General features: G+C 39.9%; 23 protein-coding genes. 6 read left to right on the forward strand and 17 right to left on the reverse strand.

The window, feature by feature from the left end; translation table 11 throughout:
• Nucleotides 1–4: 4 nt before the first annotated feature.
• From GYM71_RS07685 to GYM71_RS07710, 6 genes are all read right to left on the reverse strand, one after another.
• Nucleotides 5–1,936, reverse strand: coding sequence for a BglG family transcription antiterminator (locus GYM71_RS07685; protein WP_220220039.1), 1,932 nt, complete (start codon nt 1,934–1,936; stop codon nt 5–7).
• A 57-nt stretch (nt 1,937–1,993) separates the two neighbouring features.
• Nucleotides 1,994–4,615: a glycoside hydrolase family 38 N-terminal domain-containing protein gene (locus GYM71_RS07690; RefSeq protein WP_220220040.1), complete on the reverse strand. Its 2,622-nt coding sequence runs from the start codon at nt 4,613–4,615 to the stop codon at nt 1,994–1,996.
• An 8-nt stretch (nt 4,616–4,623) separates the two neighbouring features.
• Nucleotides 4,624–7,293 carry a glycoside hydrolase family 38 N-terminal domain-containing protein gene (locus GYM71_RS07695; protein ID WP_220220041.1) on the reverse strand — a complete coding sequence of 890 codons (2,670 nt, stop codon included), beginning with the start codon at nt 7,291–7,293 and terminating at the stop codon, nt 4,624–4,626.
• A gap of 72 nt (nt 7,294–7,365) precedes the next feature.
• On the reverse strand, nt 7,366–8,463 hold the full coding sequence (locus GYM71_RS07700) for a PTS fructose transporter subunit IIC (RefSeq protein ID WP_220220042.1): 1,098 nt from the start codon (nt 8,461–8,463) through the stop codon (nt 7,366–7,368).
• 1 nt (nt 8,464) lies between these two features.
• Nucleotides 8,465–8,782: a PTS fructose transporter subunit IIB gene (locus GYM71_RS07705; RefSeq protein ID WP_220220043.1), complete on the reverse strand. Its 318-nt coding sequence runs from the start codon at nt 8,780–8,782 to the stop codon at nt 8,465–8,467.
• Between the two features lie 4 nt (nt 8,783–8,786).
• Entirely contained in the window at nt 8,787–9,236 is a 450-nt protein-coding gene (locus GYM71_RS07710) for a PTS sugar transporter subunit IIA (RefSeq protein WP_220220044.1), read from the reverse strand.
• Nucleotides 9,237–9,736: 500 nt separating this feature from the next.
• Between GYM71_RS07710 and GYM71_RS07715 the strand changes: the two genes are divergently transcribed.
• Together GYM71_RS07715 and GYM71_RS07720 are read left to right on the forward strand one after the other, a co-directional pair.
• Nucleotides 9,737–10,237, forward strand: a complete 501-nt coding sequence (locus tag GYM71_RS07715) for a hypothetical protein (protein WP_220220045.1) — start codon at nt 9,737–9,739, stop codon at nt 10,235–10,237.
• Complete coding sequence (locus tag GYM71_RS07720; protein WP_220220046.1) at nt 10,228–11,511, forward strand: glycosyltransferase family 2 protein; 1,284 nt, start codon at nt 10,228–10,230, stop codon at nt 11,509–11,511. The genes GYM71_RS07715 and GYM71_RS07720 overlap by 10 nt, the downstream gene beginning before the upstream one ends.
• A gap of 68 nt (nt 11,512–11,579) precedes the next feature.
• Here GYM71_RS07720 and GYM71_RS07725 read toward each other — a convergent pair whose 3' ends face one another.
• The 6 genes from GYM71_RS07725 to GYM71_RS07750 form a co-directional block, all read right to left on the reverse strand.
• The gene (locus tag GYM71_RS07725) at nt 11,580–12,932 is read right to left on the reverse strand and encodes a hypothetical protein (protein WP_220220047.1); all 1,353 of its coding nucleotides are present in this window, start codon (nt 12,930–12,932) and stop codon (nt 11,580–11,582) included.
• Nucleotides 12,933–12,962: 30 nt separating this feature from the next.
• Nucleotides 12,963–13,223 carry a SemiSWEET family transporter gene (locus tag GYM71_RS07730; protein ID WP_103752411.1) on the reverse strand — a complete coding sequence of 87 codons (261 nt, stop codon included), beginning with the start codon at nt 13,221–13,223 and terminating at the stop codon, nt 12,963–12,965.
• Between the two features lie 196 nt (nt 13,224–13,419).
• Complete coding sequence (locus GYM71_RS07735; RefSeq protein WP_220220048.1) at nt 13,420–14,493, reverse strand: S66 family peptidase; 1,074 nt, start codon at nt 14,491–14,493, stop codon at nt 13,420–13,422.
• 255 nt (nt 14,494–14,748) lie between these two features.
• Nucleotides 14,749–15,618, reverse strand: coding sequence for a DUF4097 family beta strand repeat-containing protein (locus GYM71_RS07740; RefSeq protein WP_220220049.1), 870 nt, complete (start codon nt 15,616–15,618; stop codon nt 14,749–14,751).
• 2 nt (nt 15,619–15,620) lie between these two features.
• On the reverse strand, nt 15,621–16,265 hold the full coding sequence (locus GYM71_RS07745) for a DUF1700 domain-containing protein (protein WP_220220050.1): 645 nt from the start codon (nt 16,263–16,265) through the stop codon (nt 15,621–15,623).
• Nucleotides 16,262–16,567, reverse strand: coding sequence for a PadR family transcriptional regulator (locus GYM71_RS07750; RefSeq protein ID WP_220220051.1), 306 nt, complete (start codon nt 16,565–16,567; stop codon nt 16,262–16,264). Before GYM71_RS07750 ends, GYM71_RS07745 begins: the two co-directional genes overlap by 4 nt.
• 192 nt (nt 16,568–16,759) lie before the next feature.
• Between GYM71_RS07750 and GYM71_RS07755 the strand changes: the two genes are divergently transcribed.
• The 4 genes from GYM71_RS07755 (at nt 16,760) to GYM71_RS07770 (ending at nt 19,730) form a co-directional block, all read left to right on the forward strand.
• Entirely contained in the window at nt 16,760–17,032 is a 273-nt protein-coding gene (locus GYM71_RS07755) for an autorepressor SdpR family transcription factor (protein ID WP_103752405.1), read from the forward strand.
• On the forward strand, nt 17,025–17,654 hold the full coding sequence (locus GYM71_RS07760) for an SdpI family protein (RefSeq protein WP_220220052.1): 630 nt from the start codon (nt 17,025–17,027) through the stop codon (nt 17,652–17,654). Before GYM71_RS07755 ends, GYM71_RS07760 begins: the two co-directional genes overlap by 8 nt.
• Nucleotides 17,655–17,784: 130 nt before the next feature.
• Entirely contained in the window at nt 17,785–18,468 is a 684-nt protein-coding gene (locus tag GYM71_RS07765) for an ABC transporter ATP-binding protein (RefSeq protein ID WP_220220053.1), read from the forward strand.
• Nucleotides 18,465–19,730, forward strand: coding sequence for an ABC transporter permease (locus tag GYM71_RS07770; protein WP_220220054.1), 1,266 nt, complete (start codon nt 18,465–18,467; stop codon nt 19,728–19,730). Before GYM71_RS07765 ends, GYM71_RS07770 begins: the two co-directional genes overlap by 4 nt.
• Nucleotides 19,731–19,873: 143 nt before the next feature.
• Here GYM71_RS07770 and GYM71_RS07775 read toward each other — a convergent pair whose 3' ends face one another.
• From GYM71_RS07775 to GYM71_RS07795, 5 genes are all read right to left on the reverse strand, one after another.
• Entirely contained in the window at nt 19,874–20,236 is a 363-nt protein-coding gene (locus tag GYM71_RS07775; RefSeq protein WP_220220055.1) for a DUF6176 family protein, read from the reverse strand.
• 124 nt (nt 20,237–20,360) lie between these two features.
• Nucleotides 20,361–20,756 (reverse strand): 30S ribosomal protein S9, encoded by a 396-nt coding sequence (gene rpsI, locus GYM71_RS07780; protein ID WP_103752400.1) that lies wholly within the window; start codon nt 20,754–20,756, stop codon nt 20,361–20,363.
• Between the two features lie 13 nt (nt 20,757–20,769).
• Nucleotides 20,770–21,213, reverse strand: a complete 444-nt coding sequence (rplM, locus tag GYM71_RS07785) for a 50S ribosomal protein L13 (RefSeq protein WP_103752399.1) — start codon at nt 21,211–21,213, stop codon at nt 20,770–20,772.
• 100 nt (nt 21,214–21,313) lie between these two features.
• Nucleotides 21,314–22,108, reverse strand: a complete 795-nt coding sequence (truA, locus tag GYM71_RS07790) for a tRNA pseudouridine(38-40) synthase TruA (RefSeq protein WP_103752398.1) — start codon at nt 22,106–22,108, stop codon at nt 21,314–21,316.
• Nucleotides 22,108–22,905, reverse strand: coding sequence for an energy-coupling factor transporter transmembrane component T family protein (locus tag GYM71_RS07795; RefSeq protein WP_220220056.1), 798 nt, complete (start codon nt 22,903–22,905; stop codon nt 22,108–22,110). Before GYM71_RS07795 ends, truA begins: the two co-directional genes overlap by 1 nt.
• Nucleotide 22,906: the final 1 nt, after the last annotated feature.

Consider the following 22,906-nt stretch of genomic DNA (forward strand, 5'->3'; position numbering starts at 1 on the left):
TTCTTTAATAACTGCTTTTAATTAACGAGCTGATTGCATTCTTTATTTCAGCTGGTTTAGAGCTTTTATCGATAATTTTTCTAAAAGTAGAATTGGTTTGCAAATCAACAATAAAATCGAACAACTTTTGCACACTGAGATAATCCGGTCGAGCAATTGCCAGCAAAAAGACATACTTTACCTCGTTTTTTTGATCCCATTTGATTGGCTGATCAAGTCTAGCAAAGGAAACCTTCGACTTCTTAGTTGCATAACCCAATGAGTGCGGTATCGCAATTTTGCCACCGATTGCAGTAGAGTACATTTGCTCTCGTTCGTAGACCTTCGGCATAAAATCCTTACTGACAATTTTTTTCTGTTCCAGATTATGGATTAGCATATTTAACAACTGCGTTTTAGACATCTTGTCTTTTATCAGGTAGATATTTTCCTCATCAAATAATTTATTAATTGCCCGGTAAGGATTATTAAGCGACTTTAGATACTCAGACAATTGCAAAATATCATTATGGAAGTTAGCTAAGTCAATCTGAATTACTGGAATCGCGGCATCATTTAGCGGCACCATGGAAATTAGAAAGTCGTTGCCCGCTGCCTTGCCTTCAAGATATTCATCATAAGTATAAGTCCCCGTGATATTTAAAAATGAAGCAAACTGCGTCTCTAGCTTGGCCCGCACTAGCGAAGCCGTGGACATCCCCGTCCCGCAAATTAAGGCCGCATTCTTTTGGTAAGAACGATTGCCCTGCCGCTCGATTGACGCACCCACATGCAGCGTAATAAATGACAGTTCATCATCATTGAGCTTCAAGTCAAGCATGTGTTCTAAAATCGGCGCGGAATAAGCCGTAATCTCATAGGCATAAGGAAAAGTCGACAGAATAACATTTAACAGTGGGTTCTTTCGGTTACCGTTAACTGTCTTAATCTTCACCAAGTTTTCCAGATGCTGGACTAAGTTAATTCGCAACTCATTATCATCCAGAAGATCAATCGCAAATTCTTTCTTGATATTTTGCAAAAAAATCGTCACGGCCCTGGTAATTTTTTCCTTAGTATTAATCTTATTGCTGCTACGAACACATTCCGGATAATTCAAGGCAAAATGATACACTAAATCATTAACCTCATGGCAATTAAACTTAACGTTAAATACCTTTTCCAACTTCTGGCACAATTTTGTTAAAGTTGCTAGTACTTCAGGCTTAATCTTGACCGTATTACTATTCTCCAAGTGAAAACCCAGTTTGATTCGGGAAATAGTTAAAGCCGCATGTAAGATAATATTTTTCGTATTAATATCTGAAATATGATAACTATAATGGCGTAAAAAGCCGTGAATTAGCTGCTTGAGCTTGTCTAAATCAATATTGGCAAAGATGATTTTTTCCTGCTCGGTGAAGTCAACGATGTAGCTGTTGGACTTCTTATTAATTAACTTAGCAATAATGAATTTGCGCTTGGCTGACTCTGTACCAGCCACCAAATAATAATCGCCTTTCTTAACAACCCGTAAATTGAATTGGCTAAATTCTTTCTTAATGGTCACCAGATAAGTAAAAAAGGTGTTGTCACTGATGAATAGCTTATCTGTCAATTGACTAAGGCGAACTCGGTCATTAACCAGTAAATACTGTTCCACCTCGATGATGCGCTCGCCAGAACTCGAAGCTGGCAAATCGCTTTTAGCAATCTCACTCAGCTTTTGCCTTGTTGCATCACTGATCTCATTAAGATAAAAGCCCTCACCTCGTTTATTTTGGATTTTAACGTGGTCGCTAGAAAGTTCCTTATTTAATTCCTTAATATCGGATCTGATTGTTCTAGTACTAACGTTGCATTTTTGAGCTAAAAAGGAGGCAGAAACGTAGCGGTTGGCTGAATTGTTTAATAAGAATTCAAGGATTGTTCCCAATCGTTTATAAGATAGTTTCATACTTTCACTTCTTCTCATTTTGATTTTGTAAAATTGGTTGCCTGCAGGTGATTCTTGCTAGATTGGCTTAATTAAGGTAATCAGGTCGTATGGCGCAACTTGGTAGTCTTGCGCGATTGTTTCTTCCAAGCCATTAACCACAATGAAACCTTCATCTTTTAGGTAAGAGACATCCTGAGTTTCACCGGTAAGATTTGATAAGCGTAAAACTAGGTTATCTTTAACGGTATAAGCTGGGTACAAAGCAGCCACTTCCAGATCGGGCTTAAGGTTAAGCCAGGATTGCGTGCGTGCAAGTTTTGGCAAATCTGGTGCAAACTCAATATCCCATAGTTTGTTATCCAGACGATTGACGAACAAATTGTATTTTTGCAACTGGTAACTAACAGACGGTGAATACCACTTAGTTAATTGCTTTGATAAACTTTCTTCGGTCACCGGCTGGGAACTGGTGGCATATAGTCCAAAAGTAAATTCATTAGGGCCCTGTTCTTGTGCCATTGGCGTTGGCATCATAATGTGGCCTACCGAAGTGGTATCACCCGAAGCACGTCCAGGACGCCACAATAAGTCGGGTTTACCCAACTGGCCAGTTGTCGCCATTAACGTAATGTAGAGTGCATCCCCTACTTTTTCGTATTCCTTTTGCCCTGTCCCTAGGAAATACAACCCTTGATTTTGATTTCTTAGACCAACCATGCGGTCAAACAAGTAAATATTAACGGGTTTTTCGACAAACTCATCATTCCAGTTGGTTGCAATTGGTTCATTTTTAGTTTCGCGAAAACCGCCCTGAATTTGTGCGTGCGCATAGTCAGTTTCAATATCAGTCTTCAGCCGCAACCGTAAGCGATGTGCCAGTACTTGGTTATCGATAATTAGCTTAGCCGTAATCACCTTTGCCTCGTCGGTGATTGACAGCAGCAACTGGTAATTAACATCCTTTATTTTGCTCTCGGCGGTGGACACCCGATCTGCCAGGTCGTACGGTAATTGCCACTTACCCTTCAGAGTCAAGCTTTCGATTCCTGGTGCCGCCTGTTTATGGATAATGCCATTCCACGGTAAGCGCACCTCGCTATCACCCCTTAATGGTGAAAAATCGTAGGTATCGCCATCATTGGCCTGGTCATAAATGCTGATGACATCACTGAAGGTTTTATTCTTGGTAATCAAATAGAACTTGCCTTCTTCAAAGACTAATTCAACGTGTTTATTGCCAATTGAGCTGCCACTTTCTTCTTGCAGCTCCGGAGCAGCATGCGTGCTGTCATTAAAGTGCAGCACCTGATAGCCCAAACCAGCCATCTTAACGTGCAGGCTAACTTTAAGTTTAAAGTAACCTGGTTCATCCTTAAACTCATAACCGTTGGGTGTTAACTGCATAATATGTGGCCGCGCTTTAATTTCTTCTTTAGCAACAATCACCGCTTCATTTTCTGCTGGAAATTCTATCTGGGAAGTTGGGCTAATGATAGTCACGGTCTTACGACCATCAAATTCAGTTGGGTCCAGGTTAAAAATAAGAACATCATGGTCATTTAATTTTAGTCGCTGAGCCAAGCGCTTCTTAACGTAATTTTCCACTCCTTCCGCAATTTCAGTTGCCTGCTTAATGCGCTGATTGATATCAAGCGCAACATTGTCGGTCACGCTGCCACCCAATGTATCATGCGGTTGTAATTCAAACAGCAGTTTCCACAATTTGATCACAATGCCGTTTGAAATAGGGATACCAGCATACTTGGCAATTAACATTAATGGTTCAACCCTCTTGGTAATAAGCTGTTCAAGCTTAAAGTTGCTCCGCTTATTGCGTGAACGAACCGAGCCAATTGTACGGTGAACGCGTGAATAAGTTGGGTAGCGTAATTCACCCTGATATTCTGGTAATTTTTGTCCACGTAATTTGGCCATAAATTCTGGATAAGTCCCAATAACTACGTCATGCTTAGAATATTTATTCACCTGCTTGAGTGTATGCGCGAGGTCATGAATAATATTCATCTGGTCAATGCCTGAAGGAATCAGAACCTCTTGGTTATTGCCGTTTAACGCTTCAAATTCAATTCCCTGATCCAGCCTGTTTTTGACAAAGTCCGCTAAATTTTGTTTTGATTCTAAATCAATTTGACCAGTGTAATAGCCCAAAGGGAAGTTGGCCGCAAAGACCGCCTTACCGCCAAGGGCTTTCCACTTAAAGTAAACAGAATTAGTCTGGCGCTTAAAGTTAGTCCCGCGCCACGATAAGAAATCATGAATTCCAACTTGGCGCAAAATCATTGGCAAATTAGCATTAAAGCCAAACGTATCGGGTAAATATCCCAGCATCATTGGCTCACCGTAATTTTTGCGGGCATCCAAGATGCCGATAATCAAGTTGCGTAAGAGTGATTCGGCATTGGGCACTAGCGCATCTGTCTGTGTGTACCAGGGGCCAATGAACAACTGCTTACGCTCAACTAGGTCGTGAATCCGGCTCTTGGCTTCAGGGTGAATTTCTACATATTCATCTACAATTGACATCTGGCCGTCGAGCGTGAAATTGGCTTCTGGATGCTGCTCGAGTTCATCAAGAACCTCAGTAAAGAGCTGATCACTCAATACTTGGGCATCCTGCGTTGTGAAATACCATTCTCTGTCCCAATGAGTGTGATTTACAAAATATGCTTTAACCATAATTTCTCCTAATATTCAAAATAAACTGTTATTAACTTGGCATGCGTCAATTCGGGTAAAACAACCTGCTTTTTAACCGGCGTCAATGACCTGACTTTTTTACCACGTAAATCTACGATTTCGATTTTTTGCGGCAATTTAGTAAAAGTGATGCGTTCCTGGATGGGGTGCTCTTTGGGGTTATACATCCTGATGATGTATCCCGGACGCTCATGATCTTTTTGAATTGTACTGATGCTCAACTGGTTAGTTGTTGTCAGCCAACTAAAAGGCGGTTCGTAGACTCTGGTTGCAGGATTAAACGGAAATGTCAGCCGGCCGTTCAAGAACTCGGCATATTCGTACACTTGTAGTGGCGTTTCGAGTTCTTTTACCTTATTTGCTAAATTACTGTTTTCGTAACTGGTTTGCCCCGTAATTAAACTAAAGGCAAAACTGAGCTGCTGGTTAAGCTGAGCCTGCGGTGTTGGAACAGTCTCGTCTCCTGAGGCACGTCCAGGACGGTACAATAAATCGCGCTTGCCCAGCATCCCGTAAGTACGAAAAATTGTTAACCTGATTGTATTGTGCTTTTTTCCGCAACATTCATATTCCCGTACCCCTTGCGGTGCCAAGGCTAGCAAACGCTGCTCATCTGATAAGGCAACAAAGCTCTGCATCGTGTTAATTGCGATTGGTTTTTCTTCCCAATTAGCCTGATTTTGTTCCCAATCTTGCAGTTCTTTTTCTTTAACAAGTGGGCGCTTAATTGCGCCAAACTGGATATCTGCAATGCTAGTCTTGGCGGCAATGTCACCGGCAAAATCAATGCATACCCGGTGGCTCTTAGGCTTGGTGTTATCGATGTTGAGTACGCAATTAATTGCCGACTCGTTTTTCTTCAACGTAACTTCCAGCTGAACCGGCATTGGTGTATCTGTAATTCCTTGAGCCCGTTTAGTCAAATCACCGGGTACCATGAAGTCAAAATCAAGTATTAATTTACTGACTAATTGTCCGTGAATAACTTGTGCATGGTGCGGCTGACTGGTGGAATAAATCACCAAGTCCTTCTTAGCAGGAGAATAATTATAGGAATCACCGTCGTCCCCATTTTCCTCAATCACGGCCTGGTGCTGGTATAAGTGCTGGTTGCGCTTATCCAAAATCGCTAAACTACCGTCATCGTTTACCGTAATTCGGTAAAATTCATTCTCAATTGTCGAATCTTGCTGCCGGTTAGCCAATTCGATTTCCTTGTCAGCTAGCGGAATAAGGTAAAATTGCTGATAGCCCATGGCCGGAATTTGCTCAAACTCTAAGTTAACTTCTAAGCGGTAAACCTTATCCGGTTGGTAAATCTTCTTGCCAGGATCAAGCTGAATTGTTGCTCCCTTAATTAATTCCGTTACCTCCGTAACTGCTGTAATCTCATACGGGACCTTTTTACCCGTTTCGTCTTGAAGTACGAAATTACGGCTAGGCGAATAAATTGTTTGACTAACTATGCCCTTACGCGGATGTGGCAGCAAATTAAAAACGGTTAGGGTTATCGGCTGCTTCTGCTTTTTTACGCGGGTAGCAAGTTGACGCAAAGTAACATCGACTAAGCTAGTGGCAATCTCTTGTACGGTTAGATAGCGGGCTTTAATATCTTCATTAACCCGGTCAGAAACGCAGTTGCCCATTGAATCATGTGCCGCATTTTGACACATCTTTTCCCAGATGTCGTCGACTGCTTCGGACGGATATGGCAAACCATAATAATCTCCTAAAGCCAGAACTGGCTCCATCACATTGCTCAAGTAATTTTGCAATTCCGTATTTAACTTCTTCAAGTCTGCCCGAGAAGAGGAAATCGACTTATGGACCCGCATGTCTTTTCCGCTGTCCTGCTCACCCGTTAGACGCAAAAAGTGGGGCTGCTCCTTTTTGACGGCGTTAACATAATCGGTTAAAGAAGCAACTTCGAAGGTATATTTACCCTGATTCGCCGCAGTTAACTTTTGGAGTAACACGGGCAGATCAAAGCGTAGTGGTGCCATATCTGAACCATTCGGGAATAAAATATTGGCTGTTGTTGCCTCATCAACGATCGTTTTAAATGGTTCTTCCGTCATTAATTGTGCTAGTTTCGTTTCATCAATCACGCCACCGACAAAGTAGCCACAGGCCATCCGAAAAACAGTAACTTCCGTGCCATCTTCACCGCGCCAAATAAATTCAGATTTAGCAGCAGTGTCCCGGCAAAAGCCACGGTACAAAACCGCATCCTTAATGCCAAAGCCGCGGTAGATTTGCGGCATGCTGGATTCCTGCCCGAAAGAATCGGGTACATAAGCAACCGGCATATGACCGCCGAGACGATCACTTTGCTTAATCCCAATGCGTAAGTTATTAATAATGCTTTCACCCGAAGGTAAAAATTGGTCGGTTTGCGTATACCACGGACCTAACGCTAATTTCCCTTCTTGCACTAAGTGCTTAACGCGTTCGGTATCTTGCGGGCGCCATTTAAGGTAATCGGTAATTAGTGACGATTGCCCGTCTAGCAAAAAGGACTTAAACACCCCACCTTGTTCTAAATAATCTAGGACATCCTTTACGTCTTTTAATAGGTAGACTTTTGCTTTAGACGCGGTAAAAAACCACTCCCGATCCCAGTGGGTATGCGGGACTACGTAAACTTTTTTAGTCATTTTCTCTCCTAAAGAAAAAACTATAGCTAGAAATTGCTTAATTCGTTCCAAACTATAGTTTTTGGTTTCATATTATTGGATATTTAATTCAATATCGTCATCACTCATTGATTCCTCACCAGTTGAGTCTTGATCGGTAAAGTCAGCAATTAATGGTGCGACAATTGCGATAAACAATGCACAAACCAAAATTCCGGCTAAGTAGGCAATAATGTTATCAGCTGTTAAAATGCCTGGCAAACCGCCTAGAGGAGGAATATGTGATTTTACTCCTAAAAATGCACCGGTAGCAGAGCCAAGTGCGCCCCCAATAACATTAACAATAATCAATTGTGGTGCCTTCATCATGAAAGGTATCGCTCCTTCGGTAATGCCGAATGTTCCCATGATGAGGTTGTTGTGGCCCATTTCAAGTAATTCTGGTGAAAAACGCTTCTTTGGCCAAATAAAACTCATGATTGCGTAGCCCATTGGAATCGCACAAATTGCAATATTAGTGTAAAGACAAGGTTGGTAAATTCCCTCAATGAAGAAGAAATTACCCACGCCCCAAGCAGCCTTGTTAACTGGGCCACCAAGGTCGACGCCAATCATGCCGCCCATAATAGCAGCTAACAAAATGGCATTAGTCTTTTGCTCTACCATAAACTTAACCCATGAGGTCAGTCCGTTATTAATCCACGCTAGTGGCGGCGTTAAGACCACGCCGACAAAGAGCGCGACCGACCCCACTGTTAAAAGCGGCATTACAATCAATTCGATTGCTGAATTCCATTTGTCAGGAACCTTAATCTTGCGGCACCAACGTGCTACATAACCTGCAATTAAGCCGGCTGCAATCGCACCAATAAAACCTAATTGGTTATTGGTTGCGAGCTGTCCGCCGATAAAACCCGCACCTAGGGCAGGCTTATCACCTAAGGCATAGGCAATATAACCTCCGATAACTAGGTTAACTAAGCCAATTCCAATCCAACCCACTTGGTTGATTTGATACAAAAAATGGAAAAAGCCTTGTGTTTTCGCAAACTTCGATAAGTCACCATAGCCAAAACACATCCCAATTAACTGCGGGACACCAACAACGAGAGCACCACCAATGACCGTAGGGATCATGTAGGAGATCCCACTCATGATGGCTCCTTCCCATTCCTTCAAAATCCGTTTCATTTTAGTTCTCCTTTTGAACTGCAGCCGCACATTTCTTCAAAACGGCCTTTGGCGCTTTAATACAAGTATTAATGTCAACTCGAATAACCGGCTTCCCCTCAAAACGCTCCATGCTAGTAATCTTTTGATCAGAAGCAATTAAGACAAAGTCTGCTGCATTAGCCTCATCTTGCGTGATTGGGTTAACTGGGCCCATCATTCCTTGTTGTTCAATTCTGACATTCCAGCCGAGTTCAGTACCGGCTTTTTCCAATGCCTTAGCAGCCATTGGTGTATGTGCTAGTCCTGCAGGACAAGCGGAAACTCCTACTACATTCATCTTGCTATTCTCCAATCTTTTGGTTAATAAAATCTGCTATTGCTTTCTTGGAAGTTAACTCCCGTAATTTGACCTTAAAGTCATCTTCAAGCAATGCTGTCGACAGGTTGGCCAGCATCTTTAAATGCTCATCACCCGCATTTTCAGGTGGGACCATTAAGGTAAAAATATCGCTGACCGGTTGATCATCATAGGTCTGCCAGTCAATTGGCTGCGTCAACCTAAAATATAAGAACCCAGGTTTTAACACAGCCGCTGTTTTGGCATGTGGAATGGCAAAGCCATCTTCTAATCCCGTTGAGAATTCCTTTTCCCGTTCTAAAAAACTGCGTTTTAATTCACTGACATCATCAGTAAAGCCAGCATCTTTAGCTGCTTTGGCGGCAAACTCTAAAAAAGAAGCAACGCTTTGTTCATCGACATCCAAAAACACGTCATTGGCGGTAAATTTCATTACTATTTTTCACTTCCATTCTTTGTAACCCTTTACAATGATTAATACTAAACTGAAACGCTTACTTTGTAATTACTGCTTATTTCCATTTAAAATGGAAAAATAATATTTACCATAATGCCTTTAAGTCGCAAAATGCTTGCTAGTACAGCTTTTAGCCCGGATTATTTTTAATAGTTGAGCGCTTAAAAAAACTGCATATATATCAGCTGATTCCTACCCGTTAAACAATTATTGGCTTTTAGGCACACCAAAAAGCCCCTGCTTAAAAGCACAGGGGCAAGATCAATTAATGCTAACAAGAAGTTCGACTGACATTCTGCCATAAGGGTCATTTGGCTACTCACCTGATTAAGGTAAACTAAAGTCCTTTACCAAATAACAACCTTTATTGAGAATATCTTAAGCTAAGGTTCCTAATTTGAATTATTTTGGGCAAGCTAATAAAGTAGAAAACGCGCTTTTCAGGCCTAATAATTGTTTTGACGGAGGAGAAAGCATTGAATCACAAAAACAAAATTGAATTGGTCGAAGATGACTATTTTAATTCATCTAATTGGCAGCTTAAAGCAAAGCAAACTGCTATTGCGTTAGTTGGCTGGCTTGGCGTTATTTTGCCATTTTTCTTTTTGATGTTGCCCTTATGGCTCCCGCAGGCAAGACATGCACTGCCATTTAACTATTACCATCGGATTATCATTCCACTAAAATTTCTCGCGCGCTTTTTTGACGAATACTTTGTCATTATCGCTCTTTTATACTTTAGTCTGACTGAGTGGAACAACTATCGGTTTTCGTCAACTTGGACCCGCCGAGTCGCGATTAATACTCACAGATGTGATGTTCGAAAAGAGTTAATTGAAAATGCGTGGACAGATAAATTTGGTAATTTACAAAAACGGCAACAAGACAGTTTTTATACCGTAAAAAAGGAACAGAATCTTGAGCCCTACTTTGCCCAGCTATTATTTGTCAAAGGAGACGATCATCAGTGTACTTAACATGGCTTAATTTCAAAATTGTTCCGCAATTTTTGTTTTTGATTTTAGTTTCCTACCCAATTTTAGGGGGCTTAGCCTGGTTTATCGGTGGTTTATGCTATAAATATGTTTTTCAAAATAAAAGAAAGAAATTTGCCATGATTCCACCGGAAAAAGAACCGATGATTACAATCATGATTCCCGCCCATAACGAAGAAGTTTCGCTGGCAGAAACCATTCATTACCTCCTAACCCAGCTTAACTACACCAACTACGAATTATTGGTGATTGATGACGGCTCAACCGACCAGACGCCGACCATTCTCGCCAAATTGCAAAAGCAATACGCTAAGCTGCGCGTCATTCGGCTAGAACAAAATCATGGTAAGGCTCATGCATTTAATGTTGGATTAGCATTTGCCCGAGGAGATTTGGTTCTCAGTAACGATGCAGACACGATTCCAGAACCGGATGCGCTGAAACGTTATGTCAATTATTTTAATAGTCCCGAGGGGCAAAATATTGCGGCAGTAACTTCTAACGTAGAGGTGCGCAATCGGACGAAGCTGATTACCAAATCAATCACGGTTGAATTTTCCAGTATCGTCGGTATCATTAAACGCGCGGAAATGGGCGTGTTTGGCAGCATTTTTGCTTATAGTGGTGCTAACACGATGTACCGAAAGAGTGCTTTGATGGATGTCGGGCTTTTTCGGCAAGATCGGGCAACCGAAGACATTAGCATTGCGTGGGATCATCAGCTCAACAACTGGCTCGCAGTTTTTGCACCTGATATAATCTCCTACACCTTAGTGCCAGAAAATTTGCGTGATTTATACCATCAGCGTAAGCGCTGGGCCAAAGGTGGGACTGAAGTTTGGTTGACCAATCTCCTACGAGTTTTGCGCCACCCACTTAAAAATTTAGGTGAAGTGCTAATGCTTTTTGACCAAACCCTGAGTATTTGCTGGGCATTCTTCTTCTGGATTTCTACCGCCATCTTTGCGGTTTTAGCAACTAGCGCTTTACTTACGCAAAATTGGTCCTCTCTAGCTTATTTATGTTTCTCGGCCTTGATCTTAATTAGCTTTGAAATGCTTGCCGGAATTATGCAATTAGTAACGGCATTGGTAATTGATAAACGCGGAAATAAGATTAAGTACCTGCTATTTGCACCAATCTATTTATTATGTCTATGGGTTATCAACACCATAACGATTATTACCACCTTCATCCCCGCGGTTAAAACGATTATGGGTCACGGGTCTGGCACTTGGGTCAGTCCATCGCGGTAAATAATTTTTAAGATATTAAAAGCGCTATTCTTAGTTGAACAGCGCTTTTTTGATTCTTAAATTAAAATCTAGAGATGAATTTCGGTCTTAATCTTAACGATTGCCGCCAAGCTATCAGCTACTTCACGCCAATTATCTTGATAAGGACCATAAGCTGTATGAATTAAACTGCCTACTGGCAATGAAGGACATTCATTTTCAGCATTTGTGCCCCAATTTTGCCAACCAGATTGCGGCCGTTGAACGATTTGAAATGCGCTTGCAGCCTGATCCGTTTGCCAGATCATTGCTTGGCCAGTTTTGGTATTAATTTCGGCACTCTTAGTAGCCGGACCAGCAAAAATCGTTTGATCAGAAACGGAACTGACGTTAACCGGATCAGAGCTATATAACCAGGGCCGATTATTTAGCTCCGCCAACACAAAGGCCTTTTGCCGCACATCTTGCAGGTTAGTTTCAATTTCATCTGGTGTCAAAGCATTTTCCCATACAGAAAACAACCGCCAATATAAATCCCAATGAGCATTTTCCATGTTATCAGTCAGTTGCTGACGGAAATTTTCAAACCTGGTAGATCTTTTTTGACTGTCATGCACTAACTCTTGCACTTTTTTCGCCAATTGGCCGGAATATGGATCACCTTCACGATACCAAACACCGTCATATGCGGCAAACCGATCAAAAACTAGTTGACCAATGCCGCTTTCAAATTCATCACCAACAGTAATCTTATCAACGATTGAGCGGTTATTAACAGTGGTCTGAAAATGATCAACCTGGTACGTTCTCGAAAAGAAAGGAACATTATAATAAAAAGACCAGTCCAAAGCAAAACGCTTACCATGAAGTTCAGGTTTTAGCCCATCCGGTATGCGTCCAGATAAACGATACTTCTTCATTACCGGACCATCTTCGATTGGCTTAATATCGACTATGATATGCTCGGCGGGATTAATTAAGCCGTTATCCGGCGTAAAGAAGGGCCCATAAAAGCCACCGATGGCATTGTTACCAGAAGGAAGTAAATCTTTCTTTTCATCAACTGCCATGAAATGTCGCAAGCCCCATTTTGATGAGCCTTCTCCCATAGCGGTTCCGCGGCAAAGCTCAAAGTCAAATTTACCCGTATTCAGATGCACATACGCATCTTTTTCCTGAGCAGTTTTTATTTCTTTGATTCCCTTGACTTGATCCACGCTTATTTCGTGATCAAAGGTTAATTCTTCTTGAGCGCCCGCAAACGTAACTACTGCGATAAAATTATTTTCTTCATCATGATATAACCGCTGCGCTACTATTGTTTCTCCCTTACTATTTTTTGTTACCCAATAATCGCCCTTAATTTCAGCAGGTAATTTAAATTTAACAGGTAGCGGAATTTTGCTGCCATTTTGAGGATTAAAAATTTTAACTTTAACCATAGCTTTCCTTTCGTTTTAATGATTTGTTACTTACAAAGCGGTGAAAAATGCAATTAAACCAAAAATTACACCAGCGGCATTGCACAGAGCTAAAGGAAGGTCACGATCTTTTTTAAAAAGAGCATAGATTACCCATAAAAAAGTGTTGATGGCCGTTGCTAAAGGTTGTATTGGACTACCTTTCATCCCTCTTATATTGTTAAAAATTTGCGGTATATATGCGACATACATAATGATTGCCGTAATCGAAGCAATCCATCCCAGCGTATTCATAAATTTATCAAATTTCATCAACTTTACCTCCTATCTATATGAATAGCCTAGCATTAAGCAATCGCTTTCACAAAGATTTGAAGTCGCAGATGAAAAATAATTTATGTTGGTGGAGTTACCAAGTTTTCTACAGCAGCCGTGGCACGATTTTTATATAAATGAAGCTTAAAACATGTGAACCTTCATTTAATGACCTAGCAAAAAAGAAATTATACTAAGCAAACCACGGTTCTAGAATCCGTAAGCCCGCTTGCTCGCAATCAATTTCAGCAGTAGCACCGTATGGCAGGACCGTATGCGGATAGGCATGACCAAAGTTGACGTTATATAAAATCGGTGTTTGGTAGTCCGCGGTTGCAGCCAGTAATTCTTGCTGATATTCTGCAAAATATTTTTTATTCTGCGGCTTACCGACTAAAATACCACTGACATTGGGTAAAATTCCCACCTTATCAAGTTTAGCTAATTTTTCGCGGAAAAGAGCGGGCTCAGGCTGTTCTTCGCATGTTTCGATAAATAGCAGCTTTCCCTTGGCTTCCTCGGGCGAAAGCAATAGATGGTAGCGGGAAATAACTTCAGGTTCATCAGGATAGCGATCATCACCTAAATCATCGGCTAGACTGTCAAGACAGCCACCCCAAAGTTGGCCTTGAATCTTACCTTTGCCGCGTAAAACTTTGTAGCCTGTATCAGGATGACTCACGCGAGCTTGGCCCAATTGGGTCGGAGAAAAATCCGTTCGCTCTTCATACCAAGTTGTGCTAGCGGTGATGTCCGTTACTGGCGGATTAGTAAAATAGTGGGCAATCGTTTTTGCAGTATACGGCAACATGTCATTATCTAGTTCAGCAAAATCGTTTAAAAAGCTAATGCCGTAGAAGCTCTGCATCCCTAACCGATAAAACAGCAGATGATCATTAGTAGTGTCCGAATAACCGGTAAACAGCTTCGGATGATCTACTACCGCTTGTTTAAATTCTTCGTCTTCCAGCAAATAAGGTAGAATTCGGTAAGTGTCATCGCCCCCAATTGCAGCAACAATGCCTTTAATGTTAGGAGTTAGAAATGCCTCTTTTAGATCCGCCGCCCTTTTTTCAGGATGATTTTTCACATAATCAATTCCCTTAAGAGCGTGTGGCATAAAAACTGGTTTTAAGCCGAGTTCTTCAATCCGCCTCTTGCCCAGCTTAAGTTGGTGTGCGGCAAAATCCTCTCCTAGCGTTCCCATTGATAAGCTAACAATAGCAATTTGGTCTCCTTGGTTTAGACGGTGCGGTTTTTTTAACATCTAGTATCTCCTGTTGGTTAACTAACAGACCAAGCATAAGCAATAGAACTAAACTACAATAATTATTGAATAAGGTAACCACAAGAATTACCGTGCATCTAGTTTTTTCTAATTCAGGGTCTCGTTTTAATAGCTGAGCGAATAAATCATAGTCCAATTTAATTGAGTTAAAAATCCTAGTAAATTTCGATTTGCTTGATTAGTTAAAATACTCAAATTGGCTAGCTATATAAAATATGCTTTTTTTAATTCTTGTTACTTAATCGCTATCGTTCCATCAAGATTTTTAACATAAAGCGAGTTTTTACCAGCTACTCTTTTAGCAAAATGATTACGTGGCTTTAAGTTATGATAATAAATTCCCTCCGAATTTGAAATTAGTTTATAAGATAATTTAGAGGCATTCTTGATGACTATATCGCCACCTTTTTTCATTTCAATGGAGTTATTACCAAGTAACTCGGTATTTGTGATTGTTGCATTACCACCAACAGTCCTAGCATTAGTATTAATAATACTATTAGCAATAGAAAGATTACCAGAATTAATGTCAATATCGCTATTAGTTATTTTAGAACGATCAATGTCAATTTTACCCCTTTGGGTAGCGGCTAAATTCGCACTATTAGTAGTCAGCTGGTTAGCAACCAATCGCCCATTAGCAGTAATCATGCTGACAAAGTCACCAGAATAATTATTGATCTCAGCATTGCCTGACGCACTTCCCACGACAAGTGCGCGTAATTTCAGCTTTTTAGGGATAATAACTTGAACATTGTTATTAATTTTCTTCCAAACAATCCCCTTTAATGGTGGTTCTCCAACAATCAACTTTCTGCCAGCGACATGAGCCCTAAGTGCGTATGGGTTATTTGACTTAAACACAATTTTATTTTGCTTTCCTTGGGTTATTTGCACATTTGCTTGATCTAAATTTATTTCTACAATATTAAAATCTGTTCGATTAGTCAGAGTCGTTGTCTGTAAACGATCATTAATTGCCGTGTAGGTATACGTTTTGCCATTATCAATCACTGGCTTCACGCCATGATTGATTCCTCCAATAATTGCCGTAATTAAACCAATAATAACAACTACCAAACTAGTTCGATAAAACTTTTTCATTTTTATTCCTCGATTCCTGATGTTGATCTCGTTTTAAAGTAATGTCTTTTAAATATTTTTCCACCCAGATAGCGAAAAAGAGTGGCACACCTGGCAAGCAAAAACTGAACAAATTTGCCAATTATTGGTAACAGCATGATGCCAATAGTTGTTAGGGCTAGGCTGAGGCCAACATAGAACATTCCTGTTGCCCAGTTACTACTACACAACAGTCCAAAGGTTTTGACTAGTACAAAAATTCCACCAGTAATGAGTGCCAGGACAAAGGCAACAAAAGCAATGAAAACAGCACAAAAGATTACGAGAACAGCAATCATAACAAAAGCAAAAACTATTGCTAACGGGATGCCAATCGGTGCTGCAAGAACGCCCAATAGAATTAGCCAGATAGTTTTCAAATTAGAATGTGAAGATTTTCTACTTTGCTTAGTTGACTGTGAATCAGCCGAAGCAGAATAATCAGCTAATACTTTGCGTGCCAGCATTTTAGGTGTGCCTAAATCCTCTATAATTGCTTGTTCAGTTTGAAAATCACCGTCAAGTAAAAATTCATGGTAATAATCAATGACATCTTGACGGTCAGATTCAGGAAGATCCTCTAGCTTTTGATTTAGTTCCTTAATGTAATCCTCAATTATTTTACTCATTTTCTCTCCCCCATTAGCTTGTTTAATTTGGTGCTAAAAGCCCACCATTCCTGTTCAATAGTCTCTAATTCCTTTTTTCCAGATGCGGTAATTTGATAATACCGCCGATTACGGCCCTGAAAGGGCTCATCATAAGTAATAACTAAGTTTTCCTTTCTTAATCGTTTCAAGACGGGATAAACAGTTGAATCAGAAATAGCAAAAATCTGTTTAACTTCTTGGGTCAGAGCATAACCGTACAAGTGATTTTGACTAATCAGAGCTAAAACTGCGCCATCAAGGAAACGAGTTTGAATTTGCATACTTTTATTTCCTCCGATATTATATTTTATATAATATTCTAAAATGAAAGACCTATTAATGCAAGTACCTTATTTTTTTAAAAGTTTCAGTTTAAAACTTTTACTGTCGCAATAACTTGCTTTCAGTAAAAAAGGTGGTACTATTTAGAAAACTACCTAATTAGATTTTTTTCTAAATAGAAAGGAGAAAAAATGGCTTTTGAAACCAGTTTTAAAGCGTTAGCGGATCCTGTCAGACGTAAGATTTTGCAGTTATTAAAAGCTGGCCAGATGTCTGCCGGTGAAATTGCTAGTCACTTTGATATGACACAAGCAACAATTTCTTATCATCTAAACGTTCTTAAAAAAGCTGATTTAATTAGTGAAGAAAAAGAAAAAAACTATATTTATTACTCTTTAAATACTTCCATCATTGAAGAAATCATGACTTGGCTCGTTGATTTGAAAGGAGATCAAGATGAATAAAAAAAGATACCAAAAAACGTTTGTGATTACCTGTTTACTAACGCTTTTACCAATTTTAGTTGGTTTACTGCTATATAATAAATTACCTGCGCGAATGGCAATTCACTTTGGCCTAAATGATAGTCCAAACGGTTTTGCCGCTAAAATTTGGGCAATTTGTGCTATTCCAATCTTAATGTTGCTGTTGCAATTGTTAGTTTTTTATCTCATTGCGCATGAGTCAAAGACCGGTAGTTTAAATTTTAAGATCGTTAACATTACCTTATGGTTTATTCCAATTATTGTTAACGTAACCAGTTATTCAATTTACGCTTTTGCACTCGGCTACCCACTTAAAATGTCATTCGTTTTCAATATTTTGTTTGGATTAATACTGGTTATTTTCGGCAATTACCTGCCAAAAACCAGACCGAATGGTCAAATCGGTTTTCGTCTTCCTTGGACATTGAACAATAATGTTAACTGGCAAAAAACACACCGTCTAGCTGGTTGGCTCATGCTGCTTAGTGGGCTATTTTTATTAGTAACCGCACTTGATCAAACAATGTCCCTTTTTATCATCATTATTCTTATCGATCTTATTGTGCCCATTATCTACTCATACTATTTAAGTAAGAAGTAAGAAAGCACTTGTAAATCTAATAGTAACAGCTATCTACGCTAATCTGTGATTTTTATTAAAAAAGTATTGACTATTAATATACTGAGCTGTATTATATCAATAATACAGTGATCCAAGGAGGAAAGACTAGATGAGTCTACTAGAAACGCGCGAAGTCACACGAACTTATGGCAAAGGTGCCTCTAAGTTCGATGCGCTGCGTGGAATCAGTTTACAAATTAATCAGGGCGAATCAGTTGCCATTATCGGTAAAAGTGGCTCGGGTAAATCAACCTTGATGCATATCATGGCCTTACTTGACCACCCCACTTCGGGTAGCGTTTGGCTTAATGACGAACCAACGGCTAAAATCAAGGCGCGAGACTTGAATAAGTTGCGTAACAAGACTTTTGGCTTTGTATTCCAACAATTTTTTCTTAATGCTCAAGACAGTGTACTCGAAAATGTCATGTTGCCAATGAAAATAGCTGGTATCACAGGGAAGAAAAGGCGTGAAGCTGCCTTAAAGGCAATTAAAGCCGTGGGCCTTGAAAACAAGGCCAATAATAAGGCTAACGCACTTTCTGGTGGTCAAAAGCAGCGGGTCTGCATCGCACGTGCTTTAGTCAATGATCCGCAAATAATTTTTGCTGACGAACCAACTGGTAATCTTGACTCTGGCACTGGTGAAATGGTTGAAAATATTTTATTCAACTTAAATAAAGAAAAAGGAATTACCTTAATTATCGTCACCCACGATCCAGATTTAGCAAACAAGTGTGAACGACAAATTCAAATTAAAGATGGCCAGTTAGTTGAAGGAGGCAAAGAATGAAATTTCGTGATATTTTAAATTCCGCCGCAACTAATTTATGGCATAACAAAGGACGCACTTTTTTAACCATAATCGCGGTGTTAATCGGTGCTTTGACAATTAGTATTACGCTTGGAATCAATACCGGTGTTAACGATTATTTGCATAAGCAAATTGGCAATGTTGGCAATACTGAACAAATGATTATCAGCCCGCAATATTCTAGCAGCGATGGTTCAGGACCACAAAAATACAACTCAAATAAGAGCAGCCACAATGCCGATGGCATGATTAGTAAAAAAGAGGTCGCCAAAATCAAGTCTGTCAAAGGGTTAAAAGACGTTAAGGCTCTTAAAGATAGTAACGTTGAGTATGCTCAGGGTAAAAGCAAAACCAAATACCTAATTGATGCTCAAGTGACCTTAGGAATTAAATATGACTTGTTGGCCGGACGTCAAGTTGCTACTCAAGGTCAGGCAAGCGAAATTCTGTTGACTAAAGAGATGGCTAAGGCGTTTGGTTACAAAAACCCACGGCACGCGATTGGTCAACAAATTAATTTGACAGCAATTCCACCTGTGACTAAGAAAAAGGAAAAGATTGCAGCTAAAGTCGTGGGCGTTCGTAACGAAAGCATGGTCAGCAGCGGTCAATCGGTTTATAGCACCGGCTTAAGTGATAAGATTATTGCTGCCAACCAAGCCGGTTTACCTAAAGCACTAAAAGCACGTTATGTTGAAGTTGTAGCCACACCAACAAGTAAGGATGATCAAAAGATTACGGAAATTGAGGACAGGCTCAACAAAAAAGGCTTTGATGCAATGACACTCAAGGAATCGGTTAAACAATTATTCCAAGTCTTTAATGCTGTGACTGGCGTACTGATTTTATTCGGTGCGATTGCACTGATTGCTGCTAGTTTTGGCGTTATCAACACTCTTTACATGTCAGTGCGTGATCGTACGCGTGAAATTGGCTTGATGAAGGCCCTTGGATTAGGCGGCGGAAAAGTCTTCTCAATCTTTAGTTGTGAAGCAATTCTAATTGGCCTGATCGGATCTCTACTTGGCTTGTTAGCGGCAATGGGCATCGGACAAGCCATTAATAAGGTTGCTACTACAAGTTTCCTAAAGGGACTAGATGGCTTTACATTGGTACAATTCAATTGGTCAAGCAGTTTGATAATCATTGGCATCATTTGTTTAATTACCTTCTTGGCAGGAACACTACCAGCACGACGGGCAGCTAAACTCGATCCAATTACAGCCCTGCGATATGAATAACAAATTCTAAATCAAACAAAAAGTGCGAGAAATTACTCTCGCACTTTTTTGATTGAATTAAAAATTAATAATCAGGTAAAATAACAGATATTCTTCGCTACCAGTACTAAAATCGGTAGCTGCTTGGTATAAGCAACTCACAATTATTGTTCGGATTGCTTGATTGCCTGCTCAATTAGTGGTGCTAATAAACTTTGTTCAACCACCATATCAACCGGACGATAGGTTTCATCAATGCATTCTTCCCAATATTCTAAATGCTTTTGATCAATATAACTAGTGGAATCTTCAACCGCATTTCCACCTATCCCCTGAATTGAATACCAGTAGAAGTATGTATAACCGTCCGGATTGCTTTCCTTAAAAACCGTTTCAACGTACATTTTTTCACCTGCCATGGTGGCGACAGTATCTTGGTGATGCCGGTTTAAGAAATCCATCCACTCTTGTGCCGTTTGTTCTTTGCCCTTTTTAATCCGAAAACGTGTTAATTCGATATTTGCCATTTTTTACTACCTTATAAAAAAAGACATCAGTTTAACACTGATGCCTTGAAAACCTGTCTGGAAAAAGGACGAGTAATCCAATAACCAAATAGTTTTATTGATCTGTTCAATAGACGTAAATAAATTAACGCTTACTGAATTGTGATGCCTTACGGGCCTTCTTGAGACCTGGCTTTTTACGTTCAACCATTCTTGGGTCACGAGTTAAGAAGCCAGCCTTCTTTAATGGGCCACGGAAATCTGGGTCTACTTCAAGAAGAGCACGGGCAATACCTAAACGAATTGCTCCAGCTTGACCTGAGAAACCACCACCATTAACGTTAACCTTAACGTCGTATTGACTGTCAGTTTCGGTTAAAGTCAAAGGTTGTTTTAAATCCTTAACTAAGTTAGGGAATGGGATGTATTGATCAACATCTTTGTTATTAACTGTAATTTTTCCACTGCCTGGTACTAAACGTACACGAGCGACAGCATCTTTACGCCGGCCAGTACCAGCATATGCAACTTGTTGTGCCATTTATAATAACCTCCTAGATTAATTTATTAATGTCCAATTTTTCAGGCTTTTGTGCTTCATGCTTGTGGTCTTCACCAGCATAAACATGCATCTTCATGAATTCTTGGTGACCAAGAGTGTTCTTTGGAAGCATACCTTTAACTGACAATTCAACTAATCTAACTGGGTTGTTGGCAAGTAAGTCACCTGCTGGGGTAGCCTTTAAACCGCCACGGTAAGAAGAGTGGTGATAGTAAATCTTGTCAGTAGCCTTTTTACCAGTTAACTTTAACTTAGCAGCGTTAATAATAATAACGTTGTCGCCAGTGTCAACATTTGGTGTGTATTGAGGTTTGTTCTTACCTCTTAAAATAGTTGCTACTGCAGTAGACAGACGACCTAAAGATACATCTGTTGCGTCAATAACATACCACTTACGTTCAATTTCATTAGGTTTTGCTAATTGTGTAGTACGCAATTTAATTTCCTCCGTTTATACGTTGTTTGAATACAATAAGATTCCGGGGCCTATCGTGGACAAACATACCTAAATAGAATACGTCCTTTTTGCTTAATTGTCAATATAATTCGCTATCTAGGCGATATTTTTTCGGAATATCTTCATAAAAGACGTGATATAAAAACAGGCCGTTGGCTTGTGCCGTTTCTCTGACTTCTTCCCTGTTCTTTGCTTTAATTACTCGGGGTATATCATTGAGCGGTCTTTTACCATTACCGATTTCCAGTAAAGTTGCCACCAAAATTCTGACCATATTGTATAAAAAACCGGAACAAATGAAGTCAAAAATTATTTCATTTTCCTCTTCATCTTTTTGCACATTGACATAATACATTGTGCGAACTTTGTTTTTTATCTGGCCTCCACTAGCAGCAAAACTAGTAAAATCATGTGTTCCTAATAAATCTTTTGCTGCTAGCTGCATTTTTTCCAAGTCAACCGGATAAGGATAATGGCCCGTATAAAAGCGCTTGAAGGGATCAACAAAGCGATCTAGGCTAACTCGGTAACGATACCATTTTCCCTTTGCACTATAGCGAACATGAAAGTTTTCATCAACAATTTCACATTCTTTGAAGACAATATCAAGCGGCATGATTGAATTAAGTGCACAAATCATGCGTTCAGGCGGAATTGTTGTCCCCGGATAATCAAAATGAATAACTTGACCGAAAGCATGCACGCCCGCATCCGTTCTTCCTGAACCTTCAACAGCGACTTCGCGACCTTTAGTCATTTTCTTTAACGCGGCTTCAATTGTTCCCTGCACTGTCCGCTGACGAGGTTGCGATTGAAAGCCATGAAAAAGGTGCCCATCGTAGGCAAGTGTCATTTTATACCTTGTGTAATTCATTAATGTGTCCTAAAAATTAATAATAGAGCTGTTAAGACGACGAAATAACCTAAGTTCACTAAATCATATTTTGACCATTTTAAAACTCGGAATTTAGTTCGTCCCTCATCACCGCGATAGCCGCGTGATTCCATTGCTGTTGATAAGTCGATGGCTGTTTCTAATGAACTAATGAATAAAGGAACCAAAAGTGGCGTTATTGCCTTAGCACGTTGAATTAAGCCACCATTATTAAAATCGGCTCCCCGAGAACGCTGTGCGTTCATGATTTTATAAGTTTCATCAAAAAGCGTGGGGACAAACCTTAAGGCAATTGACATTACTAACGCAATTTTATCCACAGGTATCCTAAATAATTTTAGGGGTATTAGCAGCCACTCAATTGCATCCGCAATTTCTAACGGCATTGTTGTTACGGTCATGACTGTTGAAATTAAAATAATGACAGTGAACCGAATAAAGATAAAAACCGCATTAGTAATACCATAAGTTGAAATGGCAAAAATGCCCCATCGCCAATAAACTTTTCCACCAACGGTAAAAAATAATTGCAAAAAAGAGGTAAATAGAATCAGCCAAATCATTGGTTTGACACCATCCCAAAAGACCTTTGGTTTTAAACCTGTTGCTGCCACTGCAAGGATACTGAAAAGCGTAACAATAATATATGTAACGGGATTATTAGCCAAAAATATTAACAAAATAAAGCAAATTGTTGTTAATAGTTTTCCCCGTGGATCCATCTTATAAACTAGCGAATCTCCGGAAATGTACCGACCAATTAAAATTTTATTCACA

It is taken from the genome of Lactobacillus panisapium, assembly GCF_019469265.1.
GTDB lineage: Bacteria > Bacillota > Bacilli > Lactobacillales > Lactobacillaceae > Lactobacillus > Lactobacillus panisapium.